At 37.2% G+C, this 18,564-nt stretch carries 12 protein-coding genes; 6 read left to right on the forward strand and 6 right to left on the reverse strand.

The genetic code is table 11. The annotated features are described in order from the left end of the window. Nucleotides 1–116: 116 nt before the first annotated feature. Entirely contained in the window at nucleotides 117–641 is a 525-nt protein-coding gene (locus JST56_01270) for a rhodanese-like domain-containing protein (protein ID MBS1987604.1), read from the reverse strand. Between the two features lie 194 nt (nucleotides 642–835). After that, nucleotides 836–1,342, reverse strand: a complete 507-nt coding sequence (locus JST56_01275; protein MBS1987605.1) for a hypothetical protein — start codon at nucleotides 1,340–1,342, stop codon at nucleotides 836–838. Nucleotides 1,343–1,628: 286 nt separating this feature from the next. Here JST56_01275 and JST56_01280 point away from each other — a divergent pair, with 286 nt between their 5' ends. Beyond that, nucleotides 1,629–2,882, forward strand: coding sequence for a hypothetical protein (locus JST56_01280; GenBank protein ID MBS1987606.1), 1,254 nt, complete (start codon nucleotides 1,629–1,631; stop codon nucleotides 2,880–2,882). A gap of 10 nt (nucleotides 2,883–2,892) precedes the next feature. Here the strand turns inward: JST56_01280 and JST56_01285 are convergent, their stop codons facing one another. Next, nucleotides 2,893–3,585 (reverse strand): hypothetical protein, encoded by a 693-nt coding sequence (locus tag JST56_01285; protein ID MBS1987607.1) that lies wholly within the window; start codon nucleotides 3,583–3,585, stop codon nucleotides 2,893–2,895. 167 nt (nucleotides 3,586–3,752) lie between these two features. Between JST56_01285 and JST56_01290 the strand changes: the two genes are divergently transcribed. Further along, nucleotides 3,753–6,236 (forward strand): hypothetical protein, encoded by a 2,484-nt coding sequence (locus tag JST56_01290; protein MBS1987608.1) that lies wholly within the window; start codon nucleotides 3,753–3,755, stop codon nucleotides 6,234–6,236. On the opposite strand, the gene JST56_01295 is transcribed toward JST56_01290, so the two are convergent. After that, nucleotides 6,233–7,345 (reverse strand): rod shape-determining protein RodA, encoded by a 1,113-nt coding sequence (locus JST56_01295; GenBank protein MBS1987609.1) that lies wholly within the window; start codon nucleotides 7,343–7,345, stop codon nucleotides 6,233–6,235. The genes JST56_01290 and JST56_01295 overlap by 4 nt on opposite strands. Before the next feature lie 101 nt (nucleotides 7,346–7,446). On the opposite strand from JST56_01295, the gene JST56_01300 reads away from it, so the two are divergent. Beyond that, nucleotides 7,447–10,167 carry an SMC family ATPase gene (locus tag JST56_01300; protein MBS1987610.1) on the forward strand — a complete coding sequence of 907 codons (2,721 nt, stop codon included), beginning with the start codon at nucleotides 7,447–7,449 and terminating at the stop codon, nucleotides 10,165–10,167. A gap of 94 nt (nucleotides 10,168–10,261) precedes the next feature. Here JST56_01300 and JST56_01305 read toward each other — a convergent pair whose 3' ends face one another. Together JST56_01305 and JST56_01310 are read right to left on the reverse strand one after the other, a co-directional pair. Then, nucleotides 10,262–10,459 (reverse strand): hypothetical protein, encoded by a 198-nt coding sequence (locus JST56_01305; GenBank protein MBS1987611.1) that lies wholly within the window; start codon nucleotides 10,457–10,459, stop codon nucleotides 10,262–10,264. A gap of 301 nt (nucleotides 10,460–10,760) precedes the next feature. Continuing rightward, nucleotides 10,761–14,381, reverse strand: coding sequence for a leucine-rich repeat domain-containing protein (locus JST56_01310; protein ID MBS1987612.1), 3,621 nt, complete (start codon nucleotides 14,379–14,381; stop codon nucleotides 10,761–10,763). Nucleotides 14,382–14,691: 310 nt separating this feature from the next. Between JST56_01310 and JST56_01315 the strand changes: the two genes are divergently transcribed. From JST56_01315 to JST56_01325, 3 genes are all read left to right on the forward strand, one after another. Continuing rightward, on the forward strand, nucleotides 14,692–15,882 hold the full coding sequence (locus JST56_01315; GenBank protein ID MBS1987613.1) for an ABC transporter substrate-binding protein: 1,191 nt from the start codon (nucleotides 14,692–14,694) through the stop codon (nucleotides 15,880–15,882). Between the two features lie 84 nt (nucleotides 15,883–15,966). After that, nucleotides 15,967–17,052: a hypothetical protein gene (locus JST56_01320; GenBank protein ID MBS1987614.1), complete on the forward strand. Its 1,086-nt coding sequence runs from the start codon at nucleotides 15,967–15,969 to the stop codon at nucleotides 17,050–17,052. A 54-nt stretch (nucleotides 17,053–17,106) separates the two neighbouring features. Further along, a complete protein-coding gene (locus JST56_01325; protein MBS1987615.1) occupies nucleotides 17,107–18,426 on the forward strand; it encodes a hypothetical protein in 1,320 nt (439 codons plus the stop codon). Nucleotides 18,427–18,564: the final 138 nt, after the last annotated feature.

Below are 18,564 nucleotides of genomic sequence, written 5' to 3' on the forward strand. Positions count from 1 at the left end.
TACAAATTCCCTCTCATAAGAAGACGATTATTTCCAAGCACGATATCTCTTGTATAAAGAATGGTCGTTAAGGACCAAAGGAGATATCGTGCCCTGTATTTGATCATTGAGTTTGACTATTGATTCCATGGCATTTTTGCAAGCAATAAAGCCATTCCGCACCAGCCCGTAATTCCCGCAAACATTAAACCCATCCCAACAAATCCAGGAATTATATAAAATCCAGGGTTAATAAAAGTACCTAAAATTGTTCCTGTAAATGCTAAAAAACCTGCAACAAATTGAGTTTGTCGATCAAGAGGAATCATGGACCCATTTTTTTTAACTGAAAAACCGGCTTGCTCCCAAGCTACAATTCCTCCATCAAGAGATGCTACATTCAAAAATGAATCTTGACTCAAAAGCTTTAAACAAGCATCTAAGCTTCGTCTTCCCGACTGACAGTGAATAACAATATGACCAGATTTTGAAGGCAGCCGTTCACATGAAAGTTGTGATAGTGAAATAAGGGTCGATCCCTCTATGTGCTTAGATCGATATTCAGCGGGTTCTCGAACATCAATAAGAACAACATCATTTTTATCAAGCAGCGTTTTTAAATCATGTGGCGAAACCGTTTTAATCATTGAATTGCTGTCCATTTTTGATTGAATAATGACGAACAAAGATACGCATCCAAAAACACAAAGAAAGAGCCTTTTTCTCACCATAAAAATCCTAACGTTCTATATTTTTTAATAATCAAAAAGATTATAGTTTCACGGTAAAAAATAATAAAGGCCTGGATTTAAATAAACATCCAGGCCTTTATTATTTTTTACACAAGCAATAGAATTTATCGCCCTATATAACTAAACGATGATTCTTCATTATCAGAATCTTCATCAGAATCTTCGAAATTTTCATAGCCATCTTCCATATCCTCACCAGGAAGAACCGGTTGAATAAGATTATGCATAGAGAGTGCAGGTGGAACGTCATCTTCTCTTCGCTCTTCCTGAAATGATTCTTCATGATCTAGTTGATCATTATCAGAATAAGAATTTTCATCGCTATCGCTCATATCATCACGAGGAATAGCTGAGATAAGATGATCAAATGAAAGTATACGTGAAACACCGAAGCTTCTTGGCTGTACCTGATTAGAAGCATTTCGTTCTCTTAAAAGATTTCCAACTAAATTCCGAGGCTGTCCTGGGCCCACTGCATATGTACGATGAACCGCGAAATCTTCAATATCTCCAATTGAAGATTGATTATTGTCTAATTCGATTGATTCACTACAATTTAAGCCCTTAATAAGGCTCATAACGGCAATAAATACAAATAATTTCTTATTCACAATATAACCCCTAAACATTAAAATATTCTACATAGGATATCACTAGCTACATAATATCAAATAGAAATAAACAATGCAAATGGGTATATCTACCCCATACATATAGGACTGAAAATTAAATTAAACAACCCTACTCCGTATGAAGATAAATTCTGATAATTTTCAGAAAAAAAGCATAGGTTATGCTGCACTGTTTTTTCATTTTTCTCTATACTGTATTTATTGACTCATCTACACCTATTTTTCTAATGTTACCCAAATAGATCAATCAAAGCAGGAGCCAAAAATGCTTTCTCCCCAAAAATGGAGTACTTATTCTCTTCTTGTAACCATCATAATGATGATTCAGACTTCATTGTATGCCCTAGAAAATAATCAACGCCATCAAAAAAAGAATCTTCTTTTTTTCACCTGTAAAGGTGGCTATGGACACTTGGCTGCAAGTGATGCACTCGAATCGATTCTTGCTCCTCATTACAACATTAAAACGGTCAAACCACTGGAAGAAATTCTTCATTCAGTTGATTTTATAAAAAAAATCTCGGGAAATCGGATGGATTGTGAAGAATTTTATAATCTCGTTCTTCAGAGAGGTTGGATCAATCTTTTCAATTTTGGTTGCCGCTACATTTGGCCACCTCTTATTTCGATGAACAACAAGCATATGGAACGATTGTTCATCAAATACTTCGAAAAAACAAAACCGGACCTCGTCGTATCAGTAATGCCAATCATAAATCTCCCTGCAAGTAATGCCGCCCAACATTGCAAAATTCCTTACCTTATGATCACCCTTGATTACGATTTAACCATGTGGAAACTGGGCATGAAAAAAGCAAATCACGACAACATCGTGATTACTACGGCTGACAATTACACAAAAGAAACGTATCTATCTCAAGGTTTATCCCCTAAAACAAAACAGTTTCATGCTATTGGTGTTCCAATTAGAAAAACCTTTTTTGAACAAAAAAAAGTGAAAGCTATTCGACAAGAATGGAATATTCCTGAAGACAAGCCAGTTGTTATGTTGCTTATGGGAGGAGCCGGATCGTATCAAAGTTATTCATACTTCAAACGTCTTGCACAGTTTCCAAAACCCATTCACATACTTGTTTGCACTGGGCGAAATACCAGTATTGCAAAAAGTATTGCTCAAGTTACTCGTAACCCTTGGGTAAGCTATACGAGCATTCCATTTACGCTCAAAATTTCTGATCTGATGGCTGCATCCCAGCTGCTCATAACCAAACCTGGACCAGGAACTGTTACTGAAGCGATGATAATGAAAATTCCCGTATTACTCGATAGAACTTCTACACCTATTTTTTGGGAAAGAAAAGTTTTTGAATTTGCCAAACGACATGGTATTGGACAAGAAGTTAGAAGTTTACGCAAGCTGAACACACTTGTCGAGCAGATGCTTTTTGACAATGCAAATCGCAAACAAATTAAACAAGCATTTACAAAAACACCACCCTACCGCTTTGACCAAGAAGTTAAAAAACTTGTTAGGCAGCTCTGCGATTCAACTGCCTAACAAAATTTAATCACGCAACGCGAATATTGTCTTGTGTTTCGAGAACCTGCTTAAAGAGCTCTTCAGAGATATTTGCTCGTGTTGAAGGTTTCGTGGTCACTTTTTTTGCCTGAATATCTTTGATCATGCGATTATATGATTCCAAAACATGTTGTGAAAAACTCTCAAAAAGATCATCCATGAAGTATTTGAGTTCATGTGTTATTTGATTAAAATCTTGCTGATTTGTTATACACTTTTCAAAGAATTCAATAATGTCTTTGGTATGTTCATTAAAAAACGCAAGCAAATAGGATGTTTCTGCAAGAGTCTTACTTGAAGCAGTCGCTTGTTGCATTGATGGATATGCCGCCAAACTTTGAGCAATAAGTGGAACAACCATATCTTTATGCTCAAGAATTTGTCCAAAAAATTCACGCACGGGCTCAAACATTTTTTTAATTTGGGCATTAATTGCTTGTTTGGTCATTTGAGAATTCGCTGTTCCCTGCACAGCAGGTTGATTCATTTTATTGAGCATTTCACATGCATCATGGGAATATTTTTGCGCAAGTTTCAACCGTGCAGTAACTTGAGGTAGGGCACCCAATGCAAGGTTTAATAATCCAATCTGCGGAACTGTTAATTTTTTTGCGTTAAGCGAAACAATCAAACTTGCCAAAATACCAACACATAGAACATATGATGCACATGTTTTCTTCATAAAAATCCTTCTCTTGAAAAAGCTTTTTGCATTCAGCATTTAAGGTACCCTCATTATAGATATAATTGCAACAAAAAAAGAGATCAACGCAAACTCTTTTCTTACTGACAATCAATTAACTACAATCATACGATAGTTATTTTTATAAAAAAAAAATGAGATAAGTAATGAAGAAATTATCTTTTTTGATAGTCAAAAGCTGTATCATAACTTTGATGTTTTCATATTGCACAGGAAAAGACTTACAAAAAGAAGTAATTAAATATAAGCGCATGATCATCTTAATTGATCAGACGGGCTGTGAGAAAGTAGGCGGAAAAACGGCAGGAACATTGGCACTTGCTTTGGCGCTTCATCAACAAGCTTGCTCAATTCTTACCTCTCCTTCGATGTTATTAACTTTTTTAGAACTTAAGTATCCAAAGATTCAATCATATGAACCTAATGTATTCAAACTTGCTTCATTTGATCCTTCAGCATGGAGAATCTATTATCTTAAAAATTCTAATTTCTTTTTTTTCACGCCCAAAAATCAATACGAGCTCATTCAAGACACGGCTGTTACGGCGTATGGCCAGCAATTTTCTTCGTATGAAAAAATCTCAGTCACAGAAAAAGATCTAGAACAAGGAATGAGCTTCTCAAAAGAGATTATTATTCCTGTAATCAAAACCCAGAATCTTGAACCATTTTTACGAATACCTGCAACACCTCAAAATCTTTATTCCTGGGTTAACCAAAAACAGCAACCTCATAAAATATTTAAAAAAGAGCAGCTTGAGTCGCTCTTTTTTAACGAAAACGATTTTCAGAATATTCCACTCTTTTTGGATGAATTTTCATTTATCAACCGAATTCATGCAAACAAAATAAAAGAAAAAGAGATCGATTATAAAAATCTTATCGATAGTCCAAAAATAAAATTTTTACCTCATAAAACTGCACCACAGCTTAGAGATCTATTACAATCGAAAATTGACTTTATTCGTGCCGCAACAACAGCTTGGAACTTTTACGTCTTTGGCCATGGATCATATGAATATCCGCCTCAAGGAATGAGTTATTCCATTCCAACCGTTGCAGACCTGCGCGCAATTGATGATAGAGATATCAATCCACATTATGGTAGACCAAACCAGCTCACTCCATTCCTTCTTTTTTTTAATAAAATTAATACCCACTTGATTGCTCTTTCAAGCTGCTACAGTGGAGGTAAGAATTTAAATTATGTACGATTCAAAGAAGGATTACGCAAAGAAAAAATAGCACATAAACTGAGCTACATTCTAGCAGTCCTTTCAAGCACCGATACTGAATCAACAACGGTAACAGGCATCAGTGGCTCAGCTGGCTCTCCTACAATCGATTGGGATACCTCAACCAACATAGAACGCTTTTTTGAATACCTCGACCGCAAGCCACGTAATGAAGCTCAAGCTAATTGGCTGACCGATGCCTTATCTGCACTCGCGTTACCACTTGATCATCCTGAAAATATTCCACAAGTCCTAATTCCTGAACAAGATTGGTTTCAGGTGTTTACCGCAGTCAAAGAAAAAGACAAAAACTCTATTATTCTGAATGATGATGAAATTAAAAAACATAGGGACAATAAAACATCCGTTAATGTAGACAGCGATAAAAAAATTCTTCTCTTTACCAATATTATTCCAATAGATATCGCCGTTGATGCATCCAAGCCGTTGCCTCAATTTACTTCAAAAATTCCAGGCGATACATTTCATGCTTTTAATCAAATAAGAATTACAAATTTTTCAGGCGGAGAAGCAAATAAAGCTATAAGTAAGTATATTGAAAATTTCTTTTGCTCAGAAAAATTAAAATCAAACGAAACTGAAAAAAAATATTTTATTAAAAACTTTAGAATAGCACACGACGTGTACCAAAATATTTTAATCACCGTACAGAAAAATGGATGGAGTTTTACAACATTACCACCAAATAACAATGAAGCTGAAAAATATTCTAATTACTTGGTGTCCCCACCCAACTTACCAACACGAAAATTAAAAAATAAAGCTATTATCACGCTTGGAAATCTTTTAATTAAAAAGCATGAAATTGAGAAGAGCATCTTAGATTTAAGCGATGTAGAAACTGTTCTGCTTTCAAGAAATATTATTCCTATCGATATATCGATTGATGCGGCAACAACTATCCCTCAATTTATCTCAAGAAAACCAGGCGAGACATTTCATGTATTCAAGAAAATTGTTATTCAGAATGCAACTAAAACAAAAAACGAGTACCTGGCTCAACTCTTTTCAAGTACCTTAAAATCAGTTGAAGCTGAAAAAAAATTTTTTATTCAAGAACTTGAAGTTATCAATGCTCAAAAAGCAATGGTTGTCTCCCAAAATATATTAATAACAAAGCTTAAAAACACATTAGGTTTAAGCGAATTAAGCGATCAAAATACTTACTCAAAATATCTTGATGATTATTTTTCAAATAAACCTCAATGGAGTAAACAACAAACACCAGTCTTAGCCAAAAGTATTGCAAGCACCAAATCAAATAAACTTGGATTAAAACTCGAGCAACTCAAGAGTAAACTTGAAATTCTCAAAAGTAAGCTTAAGCAACTTGCTCAAACACTTAAAAGCTTTCAAAATAAGCTTAAAGCTTAGTAATAAAAGCGGCGAATAAAAATATTATTAATCCACCCCAAGCTTGCCATGGTCACCCACAAGTTCGAAAGACCATAGCTCACCAGAGGCAAGGGAATACCCACAATAGGCAGCATGCCAGCAACCATGCCTACGTTAATGCACACCGAAAGCAGAATATGAATCAAAAGCCCCAAAACAATAATTTGTTCAAAGAGCCCGGGAAGCTGCGACGTCAGATAAATAATACGTAAGAAAAGAAGACCAAAAAGCAAGAGCATAAATAATGCTCCGACAAACCCCCACTCTTCGCAAATCACCGAAAAAATAAAGTCGGTATGATCTTCAGGCACAAACTCCAATTTATTTTGCGTTCCTTTTAGAAATCCTTTTCCGGTTATACCACCAGAGCCAATAGCAATTTTTGCTTGCTCAATTTGATACCGCTCCTTGCGCACATCGCCATATCCCATAAGCACCAGAATGCGTCGCTGCTGGTAGGGTTTAAGAACTTTCCATAAAAATGGTGCTCCCAAAAAACAAAATAAACTACCTATCAAGAAAAATCGCTTATCAATGCCGATAAACCAAACAAGCGTAAGTCCTGAAAATAAAATAATAAGGGCAGTCCCCAGATCGGGCTGTTTGAGAATAAGTACAAAACTTATAAATAAAATACCGAGCGGAAATAGAAAGTCTTTAAAGGGAAGCTTGGATGGCGCGTAATATTTGGGAATATCTTGCTCACTAAAGTAGTATGCAAAAAAGACCGGGAGAAAAAGCTTTGCAAGTTCTGAAGGTTGAACGCGAATAAAATAGAGCGAAATCCACCGCTTTGCGCCCATACCAATCCATCCGCCAACAGCGGTGTAAACGAGTAATGCCAAAATAACAAAATAAAAAATAAATCCCCACCGCATCAGCTTGCGTAAATCTTTGATGCAAAAGAAAAAATAAAGACCAAGGCCACCAAAAACCCCAAGCACCAACTGTTTTTTGAAAAAAACCGAAAACGGTCGTTCAGGTGTATACGTTGAACTGAAGACAAACAAAAGTCCTAATCCCAATAACATCATGGTTAAGATAAAACTTATCAAATCAAAATAACGAAAATAACGTCGATCAATCATGAGCGCACTTCTTTATTTTTGTGCTATACTTTCATGCACGCTGCCATACAAATATCGTGCATAAAAAGAGTAACCGGTAATACGGGAAGTTCCAAGTAATTATGATCCCAAGACGCATCGAATTAAAAAATTTTTTAAGCTACGGTGAACCCATGCAGGTGGTTGACTTCGTCAACTACTCGCTTATGTGTCTATCGGGCAAAAATGGTCACGGCAAATCGGCTCTTCTTGACGCACTCACCTGGGCTGTTTGGGGGCAAGCACGTAAAACTGGAGGTACTTCAAAAGCTGACGAAGGACTTCTACGTCTTGGCCAAACTCGCATGATGGTTTGCTTGGAATTTGAATTTAACCAGAATGTGTACCGTATACGTCGCGAATATGCAAAAACGTATGGAAAGCCTTACGCTGCTCTCGATTTTGAAATTTTTGATCAAGAAAAGCAACGCTTCATTTCACTGACCGATAAAACAATTCGTCAAACACAGGCGAAAATTGAACAACTCATCGGCCTTGACTTTGAAACGTTTACTAATTCCGCATTTATTCGACAAGGGCAATCAAACGAGTTTTCTAAAAAGTCATCCAAAGAGCGCAAACAGATTTTAGCCAATATTTTAGGACTTTCTCGTTACGACACCTTACAAAGCAAAGCACTTGAGTCCGCCAAGCAGCTTGGTGATGAAAAAAAACTTATAAGCATGATGCAAGAACAACACAATACCGCGCTTGCGCAGCGCCAAGAAATTATGGCAAACTCTCTGAGTAAAAAAGAGATGCTCCAACAATCTGTTCTTTTGGTTGAACAACATCAGCAAAATGTTTTAAATCTTGAAAAAGAACGTATGCAGTTAGAACATGCACAAGTCCAACTAAACCAGCTGACCAGCACGTATGACACCATCAAGAAAACATACAATCTCAAGCTGCAAGTATTTATTCAGTTGATCAAAAGCTGGAAATCAACACATGCTCAGCTACTTACCTATGCAAACATCCACGATCTTGAAAATCGAAAAAAAATATTGCATCAACAAGAAAAGAGCCTGCTTGAAGTACATCAAAAAAGTCTCACACTTCATGAAAAAAGCCTTACAATTAAGGACATCTATCAAAAACGATACGCTTTGTTAAAAACAGAAGCAGACAAACAGATGTATGAACTAACGTTGAATATTGATCGACAAGCGATGGATCTTAAACATCAATCAAAACAGTACGAAGAGAAGCAACATCGGTATGCAACACTGACAAAACAGATTGAAGTACTTAAGCAAGAACAAGCCCTTTTGAACGAGCAACAAAAAAACAGGGCTCTTTTTGAAGTCAAATTTGAAGCTGACAAGCTCCAATTTGAAAAACGTCGTGCCTACTACCCAATACTGGTTCAACGAGGCAATTGGATGAGTAACGAACTTGTTGAGCTTGAACATCGCAAAAAAGTAGTGCATGACCAAACAAACCCCTCATGCCCTTTGTGTGAACAAGTACTCACGCTCAAACGCAAGCAATTTTTAAGCACACGGTTTACCGATCAAGAACACTTTTTAACCCATCGCTTCACACGCATCAGCAACTTGATCAAGCGGCTCAAGGAAATCTTGGTTAAGCAACACCAAGAACTTGATACTTCAACCAAACAACAGGTAATTTTTACTAAAAATGCTGCTCGACAAGATGAAATTGCACAACAGCTTACCATGCTCACTCATGAACAAGAAGCCGCAGACAAAGCGTTATATGAACTCAGTGCTCACATAACGCAGACCGAACAGGCCCACCTGCAGGCCCAGCAAGCTCGCATAAGCCAAGAACAGCTGATTGGAGCAACACTTGAAAAAGATACTGAGCTGACAAGCTTACGAACGACGCTGGCTGAACTTACGTCACAGCGAACAGCACTTTCGTATAACCCTGAAGAATTTTCACAGCTCCAAGAGCATATTAAACAGCTTGAGATGCTCTTGGCTGCCAGTCAGCAAGTTACCCAACTTCATAACGAACAGCACGAACGAAAAACAAAAATTGCATCAATCATCCCTGAGCTTAAACAATTTAAGCTGCACATCACCCAAATTGAACACCAACTAGCCGAGCTTGCTTCGCTCAATGAACAAGAGCAAAAACTCGGAACTAAGCTTACAGAGGAAAAATTGGCTCAAGCAAACGCAGCATCCTGCAAAGAGGCATTACTTAAAGAAATTGCCGGACTTGATCATGAACTTCAACGACTTGATGGCATTGCGCAGCAATTTGAAGCAAACAGGCAAAAACTTGCTCATCTTGATCAAGAAATTGAGGATTACACTAATCTGGCACAGGCGTTTGGTAAAAATGGGATTCAAGCGCTTTTAATTGAAGATGCTATTCCCGAGATTGAAAAAGAAGCAAACGATATTTTGAGTAGACTCACCAATAACCAGTCTCAGATTTTTATTGAATCGTTACGCGATCTAAAAAGCGGTGGCGTTAAAGAAACACTTGATATCCAGATCTCCGATACCGCCGGCATCAGGCCCTATGAAATGTTTTCTGGAGGAGAGGCCTTTCGTATCGATTTTTCATTGCGCATAGCTATTTCAAAGCTTTTGGCCCGCCGAGCGGGGACTGCGCTCCAGACTCTCATCATTGACGAAGGGTTTGGTTCCCAAGACGAAGATGGCCTAACCAACATCATGCAGGCACTCTATACAGTCCAACACGATTTTTCAAAAATTATTATTGTTTCACATTTGGCTGAATTTAAAGAAAACTTCCCTGTTCATCTGATTGTTGAAAAGGGGCCGAATGGTTCAGTTGTTCATGTAGAAGAACGTGGATAGGATTAAAAATCCTTGTAATCAGAAAAAAAATTACCACATCGCACATTAAGTACGATATGGTAATTTTTTAATTTCTTAGAAAATATGTGAAGAATTAATCTTCTTCGTCCATGTCTTCTTCGTCAGCATCATCTTCGTCCATGTCATCTTCGTCCATGTCGTCTTCATCCATATCTTCATCGTCTGCATCATATTCATCATTGAAGCAAACAAAGCTATTGAGGCTACCAGCATAAACTGCAGCGCCGGACATAGCAGCAAGAAGGATCAATAAGTACGTGAGCTTTTTCATTCTCTCTCCCTTATAAGTTTGACTATTACCGAACTTACAACAAAAACTGAAACCGAATTATACTCAATTCAGTCCTTAATTTTAATCTTACGCACTCGAGGTAGAAAAAGTCAATTATTTTAATCAAATTTGTTTGTATCAAATAAATACCCTGTCAGAGTCATTTTTTTATAATAAAAATACCCCTGGAACAAAGTAAAGCATAAGCTTTACCTTATCCCAGGGGAAATAGGAGGAAAACGCTCGTTAAAAAAAGTTATTACCTATCTCAAGCAATAAAAGTCGACTAATATAGCCGGCATTATGCGGCTTCTTCATTAACCTTAATTTGACCAAGGTCAAATGCAATTTTCTTGAGCTCTGTATCTTGATCTCTAAATGATTGCACTATGTTAGCAAGCGTAACCTGACTATCAGGGTGCTTTAGAGGCTTAACAGATCGATTGGTAACTTCAGCCTTTTTTGCCATGATAAGCTTGAAAAGATACTTGAGTCCAGGAATTCCAAGAGCCTTATTTCGGCCAAGCGCCCTCCATAAACGAGCAAGATCTGCAATACCGATATATCTGTTTAGAGCTTCGATGTCGAGTTTAGAACCCCCTCCTCCAAGCCATGTCGTCCTCTCTTGAGACATGAGTCTTCTATGCGAAAAGAGCTTGAAAAACCCTGATGCGTTATTTCCTTTGAAGCGAATAACCTTACAATCTCTTAAGTGATCAAATGCTTGAGCTTCGACATTGGTTAGACGGTTTTCAGACACATCAAGATAATTAAGATCGAAAAGATGACTGAGTAATTTCGATGAAAGTTTATCAAGTTTGTTATGACTAAGATTCAAGTTCGTTAAACGATGTAAGGCACTCAAAACTTCGTCATCTAACGTTTTAATACGATTAAATGAAAGATCTAAACAATGCAACTTACCCAAGCCAGTAAAAGCATTGGCATCAATTGTTGTATCTGGAATACCTGGCTGGTCATCAAATGAGAATGTAGGACTATTTGCATATGCATAGAGCTCTTCAAGATCATGTAAATCTTGAAATATATTTGCAATAAAATCTACAATTTTATTTCCTTCAAGATGCAAAATTTTAAGCTTTGCAAGTCCTTTCAAAGTTTTTTTCGTAAGATTTTCAAGCTGATTCCTATCAAGAAATAAAACTTCAAGCTTACTCAAGCAACTTAAAGCACTTCCGCTCAAAGGAGCTGGATCGTCTTCAATCGTTTGAATTCTATTGTTTGAAAGATCCAGGCGTTTAAGATTTGGAAACCATGTGCAATCATCGCTATAAATTCTGTCTAAATGATTATTGCTCAAACTTAAAGTAACCAGGTTATCCATGTTCGGAATAACACCCCAAGCACAATTATGCTTGATCTCAATAATAGAGTTATGATCAAGTAAGAGATGCTCAAGACTATTCATTTGACAACGAACAATTGGATGAACTTTATCAATCGAGTTATTTCGTAAATCAAGAAGTTTTATCGTTCCACCCGCAAGAGACGCTAAAGCTTGCTTCGTATTGTTATCATGAGTAATAGTCAGCTGATTCCCTGAAAGATTAAGCTCTTGGATCGTATTTCTAAACGTTTGATCTGGTGCCGTTGCTGGTGGTGCCGCAATATTGGTAGCGGTATGGCTAAAAAGAGTTGGATGAAGATGCATCAAACCATTATTGCTTAAATTAAGAGATTTAAGCTTTAAAGAGCCACAATAGGGTACATAATCAGCATTTAATTGATTATGACTGAGGTTGATACTGTCAATTACTGGATTGGCATGTAATTCTCTAAACAATGCAAGTGGCAACTCTCTAAGCTGGTTATTACTCAAATCAATTTTCTTTAAGCGAGTGTTGGCACCTGCTGCAAAAAGTCCTACGGGTAATGTTTGTAGAAGATTATGTGATAAATCTAAGACTTCTAAATTGGGCAGGCGATTGATAAGATCAGCAGGAAACTGCTCAAGCCTGTTATGTGACAGATTCAATTGAGTAATGTTACCAAGCTGAACTCCTAGCAAGGCTGTAATTGTAGTAAGGTCAGCTGTTGTTACCTGTGACAAAAACATATTTGAAAGATCTAATGTTTGATCGCGTAGAATTTCTCGAGTAATTTTTGTTTTAACATCATCACTGATTAATGCTTCGGCAAGGGTTATTTGCAAGTTTTCGTGATTATTTTTATCATCATAGATTGTTTTAAATACTGCCTCATCCTGCAATAATTCCCCACAGCGAGCTGTTACAAGCATGTATTGACGACAAACCTGGGCTATAAAGCTTGGTGACATATAAGTAATTTGATTAATAATTTTTTTCTTATGACCAGTTTTACTCAACGAAACAAAACTATTTGCGTAACGACGGGCTTGAGCATCAAGATTTTCTGCTTCAAAATTTTGTTGCGTAACTCCGTCAGGCAAAGGTAAAATGCCGTAATCAATTAAATAACTAATCGGCAAATCACCACAATCGTTTCCAGCGTGGAGGTGTTCTACTTCAACCCATTTTCCATGCTGCTTAATGACAGCGCAATGATAGTAGCGGCAAATATCTTGCACGAGGTTGGTAGGAAGCATTGCTAACCAAGACGCCAGCTGATTATTTTGATCAACAATACACCATTGCTTTTGAGCAAAATAAGATCCCAAACTTGGAAGGGCAAAATTTTCAACCCACTCTTTTGCAATACTGCGCAATGTTGTTGTCCCTGGAATATGGGTAAAATGAGGAACTCGACCGTTATCTCGCAAGTAAACAAGGTCATTAACTCCTAAATTTTCAATACGCTGGGCGCTTAAACATTTGTCATACCGAACAACATGGAGTTTTTCAATTTCTTTGCGCAGCACTTCGGGCAAAAAATTAACCCATAGCGTTGTCTGCCAGAGGGGATTTGAAATTCCACCAAAGATGCCGGGAATAATTTGCTTTTTAAAATACGTTTTCCATGAAGAAAAATAGTTAAAAAATTCTTGAGCCAACTGTGCAACAGTTTTTACTGGAGCAATTGGGGTAGCAATAACTGGTGGAATAAGGGTAACCTTTGTAAGCCATTCAACTTCATTACAGACATTGTCATCAAGTAGGCCATGTTGAACAACATTAATACCCTTGCCATCAATCCAACGACCGTACAAATAAAGATATTGGCGCTTAATTTCATTTTTTATTGCAGATTCATGCGCATCAGCTTCATCAAGACCAATAAAGTCTTGGATTTTTGCTTGATTCATCTGACTAACATCAGACGCACGAAGAAAATCTATTGCATCTTCGTCATCATTCATTTCACGCATAGTTGCAAGCATTGCTTGAGCATACAGGCGAGCAAGTCCACTTTTTATTGGAGCTGCAAATCCAAAATCAAACGCAGCTCGTAAATATGGATAAATATCTTGTGGATTAATATTGTCTTGAGTAATTTCAATCTCATAATATTTTTTCTTAGGATGGGCTTTGAGGTTATTAACATTAAATTGTTGAGGCATACCTTTTGGAGCAAATCTATTCACCGTAGAAATCTGATGAATAATTGCAGCTTCATTTCTTGCTGCATGCACAAACAAATTTTGATTTTGAGGAAGTAGATGAAGAGTTTGGAGCTCTGCAAGAATAATTGCTGCTGGATGGTTTACGCTATCAATTGGGGCGTAATCTACCCCAGTTCCACCAGCCCCAAGAGCAACGGGTGCCCCAGGAAATACAAGAGCCGCTGGAAGTACCGCAGGTGCAACTGCGGGTGCTGGATAAAGATCTTGTATTAAGCCGGTCCATAAACGAGCGACCGGTTCGCCAACATCAGCAATTTGTACACCGCCGGCTGTTTGAATAACCACAGCCTGAAGCGAAGCTTGAGCAATAAAGATAAAACTTGTAAAAACGTATAAAAAACGCAGTATGCGATTCATCATAATAACCCCCATATAAAATCAAGAAACTCTAAAATTTGAATAGGCTTTTCTTGCCTTTGGAAACTTTGAGCGACAGTTCCACCTTCTCATGCACTCATGCTCTTGTCAAAAGCCCCTTTGCTTATTGTGATAAAAAAGAATAAAAACGATTGAATTAAAAATCCAAATTGAATAATGATTCAACCCAATTCACATAAGAGCTTGCATTTACCAGTCACTGTTTACTAAAAATAGAGGTGATCATAAAACGTATACGATCAAAACGATAAAAATATAATCCTTCTTGGCGCCTAATATTTCAGGGGGAAATGTGAAAATAAGTTATATTATTTTTTTCATCTTATTTGTAAATACGCCAATACTCTTAGCGAATCGGATTCAAAGCAATAGGGCTATTCCTGAAAAAATAACCTCTCAAGAGTTCTTACCAAAATTTATTGATGAAATAGAACCCTTTACTTTGGATGCAAAAAAAGAAATTATTTTCGGGCAAAGTGGAATGTTTTCAGGCCATTTTCATCACTATGGCAAAGCGATTCGTGACGGTATTAATGCTGCATTTAAAAAGATTAATGAACAGGGTGGAATTAACGGAAAGATACTGCGGCTTGTTAGCTTAGAAGATTATGGCAATCCGCTTACCGCGTTAAAAAATGTTGAATATCTTCTCCATCAACATAAAATTACACTGTTTATTGGAAACATGGGAACCCGAAGTATTTTAAATTTAATCCCCTTGCTTGAACAAAAATCTATTGCGCTCCTGTTCCCATGGGGCGGCGACAAGCAGCTGTATCGTCCTGAGCTCAGAACAGTAATTAATGGCCCAGGGCTTCTTGAACCTCAACTTGATGCTTTAGTTAATTTTGCCAAAAAACAGCTGAAAATTACCAAAGTGAGTATTTTTCATTCTGATGACTCTTTTTCGACACACGCTGCACAACTTTTAACCAACCGATTAGCAAGCGAAGGAATCACGCCTGTTGGAACTCAAAGCTACAATCGATTTACCTTAGATATCAAAAGTCCTGCAAAGATTCTTACACAAGCAGACCCAAAACTTGTATTTTGCATTTCAACAAGCTTGCCAACGGTTAAATTAATTAACTACTTTTTCTCTCAAGGACACTTTGGCACAACATTTTTGGGTGTCGATTCGACCGCATTTGTAAGCCACATGGTTGCACCCCGAGGAGTAAAATTTTATTACAGTTCATGCGTTCCAAGCCCTTGGTCAGATTTACCCATAGCCCAAGACTATCGCCGTGATATTGAAAACCTTATTCATGACCAAGCATTTAACATCATATCATTTGAATATTACCTTGCGGCAAAAACAATTGCCCAAGCAATTAAATCCATACAATCACCTTATACACACATGGCAATTATGAATTCTTTTGAATCGATAAAACAACAGGATATGAATGGAATTACGGTCTCGTTCAACCCGGAGAATAGACATATTTTTGGTGAATCGGTGTCTGTTATTCAGGACTAGTACAAAGGAAGCATAAAGGATCCCCGACTCGCCCTTCGAGCTCTTGAGGATGACAAACCCTTTTAAAATCAAAGGACAAAACCTATGTTTTTCTCACTTCCTCAATCATGCAAAACATCACAGTTTCAACTGATACTTTTGATTATTGCAACATGCTATGTCACCATGTTACTCAGTTGGAAGTATCGAGGACTTCATACTTCAGAACAATTACCCGCTATTGAACAAACTACTCCGGCAACAATGCGCTATGCAAACGTTGTAGAAGTTGGACTCCATATCAATAGTTTTTTACAGTTTTCATTTAACAAAAATGAGTTTGCAATTGATGGCATTGTTTGGTTTCGATTTCCGGTTGGAACAGAATCGCTGGAAACTATCTCACAATTTACGCTCAAAAACTCACTCATCCAGCAAAATGGCGATGTCATTTATAAATCAGCACCGATTGTACGACTAGCCGATGATCATGTCTCAGTTGCTTTTCATATTCAAACACTTTTTAGAACCGATCTTAATTATCGTCTTTTCCCGATTGGAGATCATAAGCTCAATTTAATTCTACAAAATAGAAGCGTAACTCCTCACGAACTGACCTTTGTTTCTAAACATGAAAATTTTGATCTTTCTGAAGGGATTTTGGTTTCCAACTGGACACCATTCAAAACAGAAGTTAAAGCTGGCTACCTTAATGCTTCAATCAACCCCAATGATGCTTCAATGGATATTAGCTATCCATGCGTTATATTTTCGATCGATTTTGAAAATAGCGGCATGAGGGATTTGATTTCACTTTATTTCCCAATGTTTGTACTGTTCATTATTGGACTCTTTTCATTTGCAATTAATATTGTCGATGTTAATCGCCTCTTGATCATTGCAACCTCACTTCCAATCCTAGTACTTTTCAGAATGGTGATTGATGCGCTTTCTCCTTCGGTAGGATACACAACACATATAGATTTTGTTTACTACTTGCTCGTTTTCCTCTCTCTTCTTATACTGTTTTTCCAAGCGTATGTTGTATTATCAGTTCAGCGAACAGACAAGAAGACCGAAGTAGAACAATTGCACATGAAACGCACATTAGAAAATGCAAACGAACTCATGTACATCTCCATTTTGGCTTTATTAGTAATTCTGATGACCTACAACCACTTTATGGTTTAATGCGTCAGAAATATACACCTGGTCCTTCACTTCATAATTTAAAGTAGATAATTCATGCCCCTATTCATAATTTTTGTTTTCTATCAAATAATCCAATTACTTGGAGCCCCTTTCATTTTTATGTATCTATTTTTTCGCAAATTTTATCAAAAGAAACAAGCTGTTTTTACTTGGCAACGATTCGGATTTATTCCAGCTGCGCCATTGAATAAAAAAGTAATTTGGCTCCACGCAGTCTCCGTTGGAGAAACACTTTCACTTGAATATTTTATTACGCTCATCAAAAAAGAAATTCCAGATAGTATCTGTTACATAACGGTTGGCACTGATGCAGCAAAAACGCTTGCGCTCAAAAATCTTCCGACTGACTTTATTAGCTTTATTCCCTATGACTTTCTGCCTTGCATGCTCATTGCATACTATCGCATTAAGCCTCATGCCTTAATTGTTGTTGAAGCCGAAATTTGGCCCAATCTCTTGATGCTTGCAAGCATCCACAAAACAAAAATCTATGGACTCAATGCTCGAGTTAATGATCGATCTCAAAAAAATATAATTTTATTGCGCCATCTCTTCACGCCACTGCTTAATTGTTTTGATGCTATTTTTGTACAAAGTCCTACCGATAAACAAAAGTTTCAAGCACTTAATATCCCAAAAGAAAAGCTTATCGTATTAGGGAATATCAAGGCGTACAATGTCGCAATAAAGAAAACAGAATGTGAATCAACTCTTGAAAAAAAGACATTTGATAACAAGATTCTTCTTGCTGGTTCTATCCACCCAGGAGAACTTGATTATTACATCGAGGTTTTTACAAAGCTTAAACCAATCTATCAAGATCTTAAGCTCATACTCGCTCCCCGACATTTTACCTGGAAAGCTGAGCTTCAAAAGAGTTTATCCTACAAAAAATTTAATTTTTTCATGTGGGATAAAGAAAATTCTCTCCCTCAAAGACAAACACTCAATCAACAATTAGCTACTACATTTGAACATCATGATGTGTTGGTGGTGTCTGTTTTAGGCGAACTCTTTAAGCTCTATCGATACACAGATATTTTCTTCTTGGGAGGAACATTTGTTCCTGTTGGCGGACACAATCTTCTTGAACCTGCAGCCTGGGGAGTCCCAACGCTCATTGGGCCGATGCACTGGCACTGCAAAGAACATGCTAATGCTTTAGAACAAATTAACGCGCTTATTAAGGTTAACGATCGCAGTAGCCTTATTAGACAAACTGATAAGCTTCTTGCTGATACAGAACAAATTAACTTGATGGGGCAAACCGCTTCAACATGGCTAAGCTCAGAAGCAACGCTGGTTGAAAAAAATCTCATGGAGCTTGTTCGTTTTTTAAAAAAACCATCATAAATACGACTTCATGTATGAACCAATCTTCACACCAATACTATTAAGAAAATCATCATAAACTTGTACATGATTAAAAATCAATCTAAATTGCCGCTCACAAGGCTTTCACCTCATTAAACAGCCAATTAATATCATACA

Source organism: Candidatus Dependentiae bacterium (genome assembly GCA_018266175.1).
GTDB lineage: Bacteria > Babelota > Babeliae > Babelales > RVW-14 > JAFEAY01.

Bases quoted from the DNA above. Each gene is read 5' to 3' on its own strand.
- JST56_01270 (MBS1987604.1), bottom strand. From the start codon at position 641: ATGGACAGCAATTCAATGATTAAAACGGTTTCGCCACATGATTTAAAA.
- JST56_01280 (MBS1987606.1), top strand. From the start codon at position 1,629: ATGCTTTCTCCCCAAAAATGGAGTACTTATTCTCTTCTTGTAACCATC.
- JST56_01285 (MBS1987607.1), bottom strand. From the start codon at position 3,585: ATGAAGAAAACATGTGCATCATATGTTCTATGTGTTGGTATTTTGGCA.
- JST56_01290 (MBS1987608.1), top strand. From the start codon at position 3,753: ATGAAGAAATTATCTTTTTTGATAGTCAAAAGCTGTATCATAACTTTG.
- JST56_01295 (MBS1987609.1), bottom strand. From the start codon at position 7,345: ATGATTGATCGACGTTATTTTCGTTATTTTGATTTGATAAGTTTTATC.
- JST56_01300 (MBS1987610.1), top strand. From the start codon at position 7,447: ATGATCCCAAGACGCATCGAATTAAAAAATTTTTTAAGCTACGGTGAA.
- JST56_01305 (MBS1987611.1), bottom strand. From the start codon at position 10,459: ATGAAAAAGCTCACGTACTTATTGATCCTTCTTGCTGCTATGTCCGGC.
- JST56_01310 (MBS1987612.1), bottom strand. From the start codon at position 14,381: ATGATGAATCGCATACTGCGTTTTTTATACGTTTTTACAAGTTTTATC.
- JST56_01320 (MBS1987614.1), top strand. From the start codon at position 15,967: ATGTTTTTCTCACTTCCTCAATCATGCAAAACATCACAGTTTCAACTG.
- JST56_01325 (MBS1987615.1), top strand. From the start codon at position 17,107: ATGCCCCTATTCATAATTTTTGTTTTCTATCAAATAATCCAATTACTT.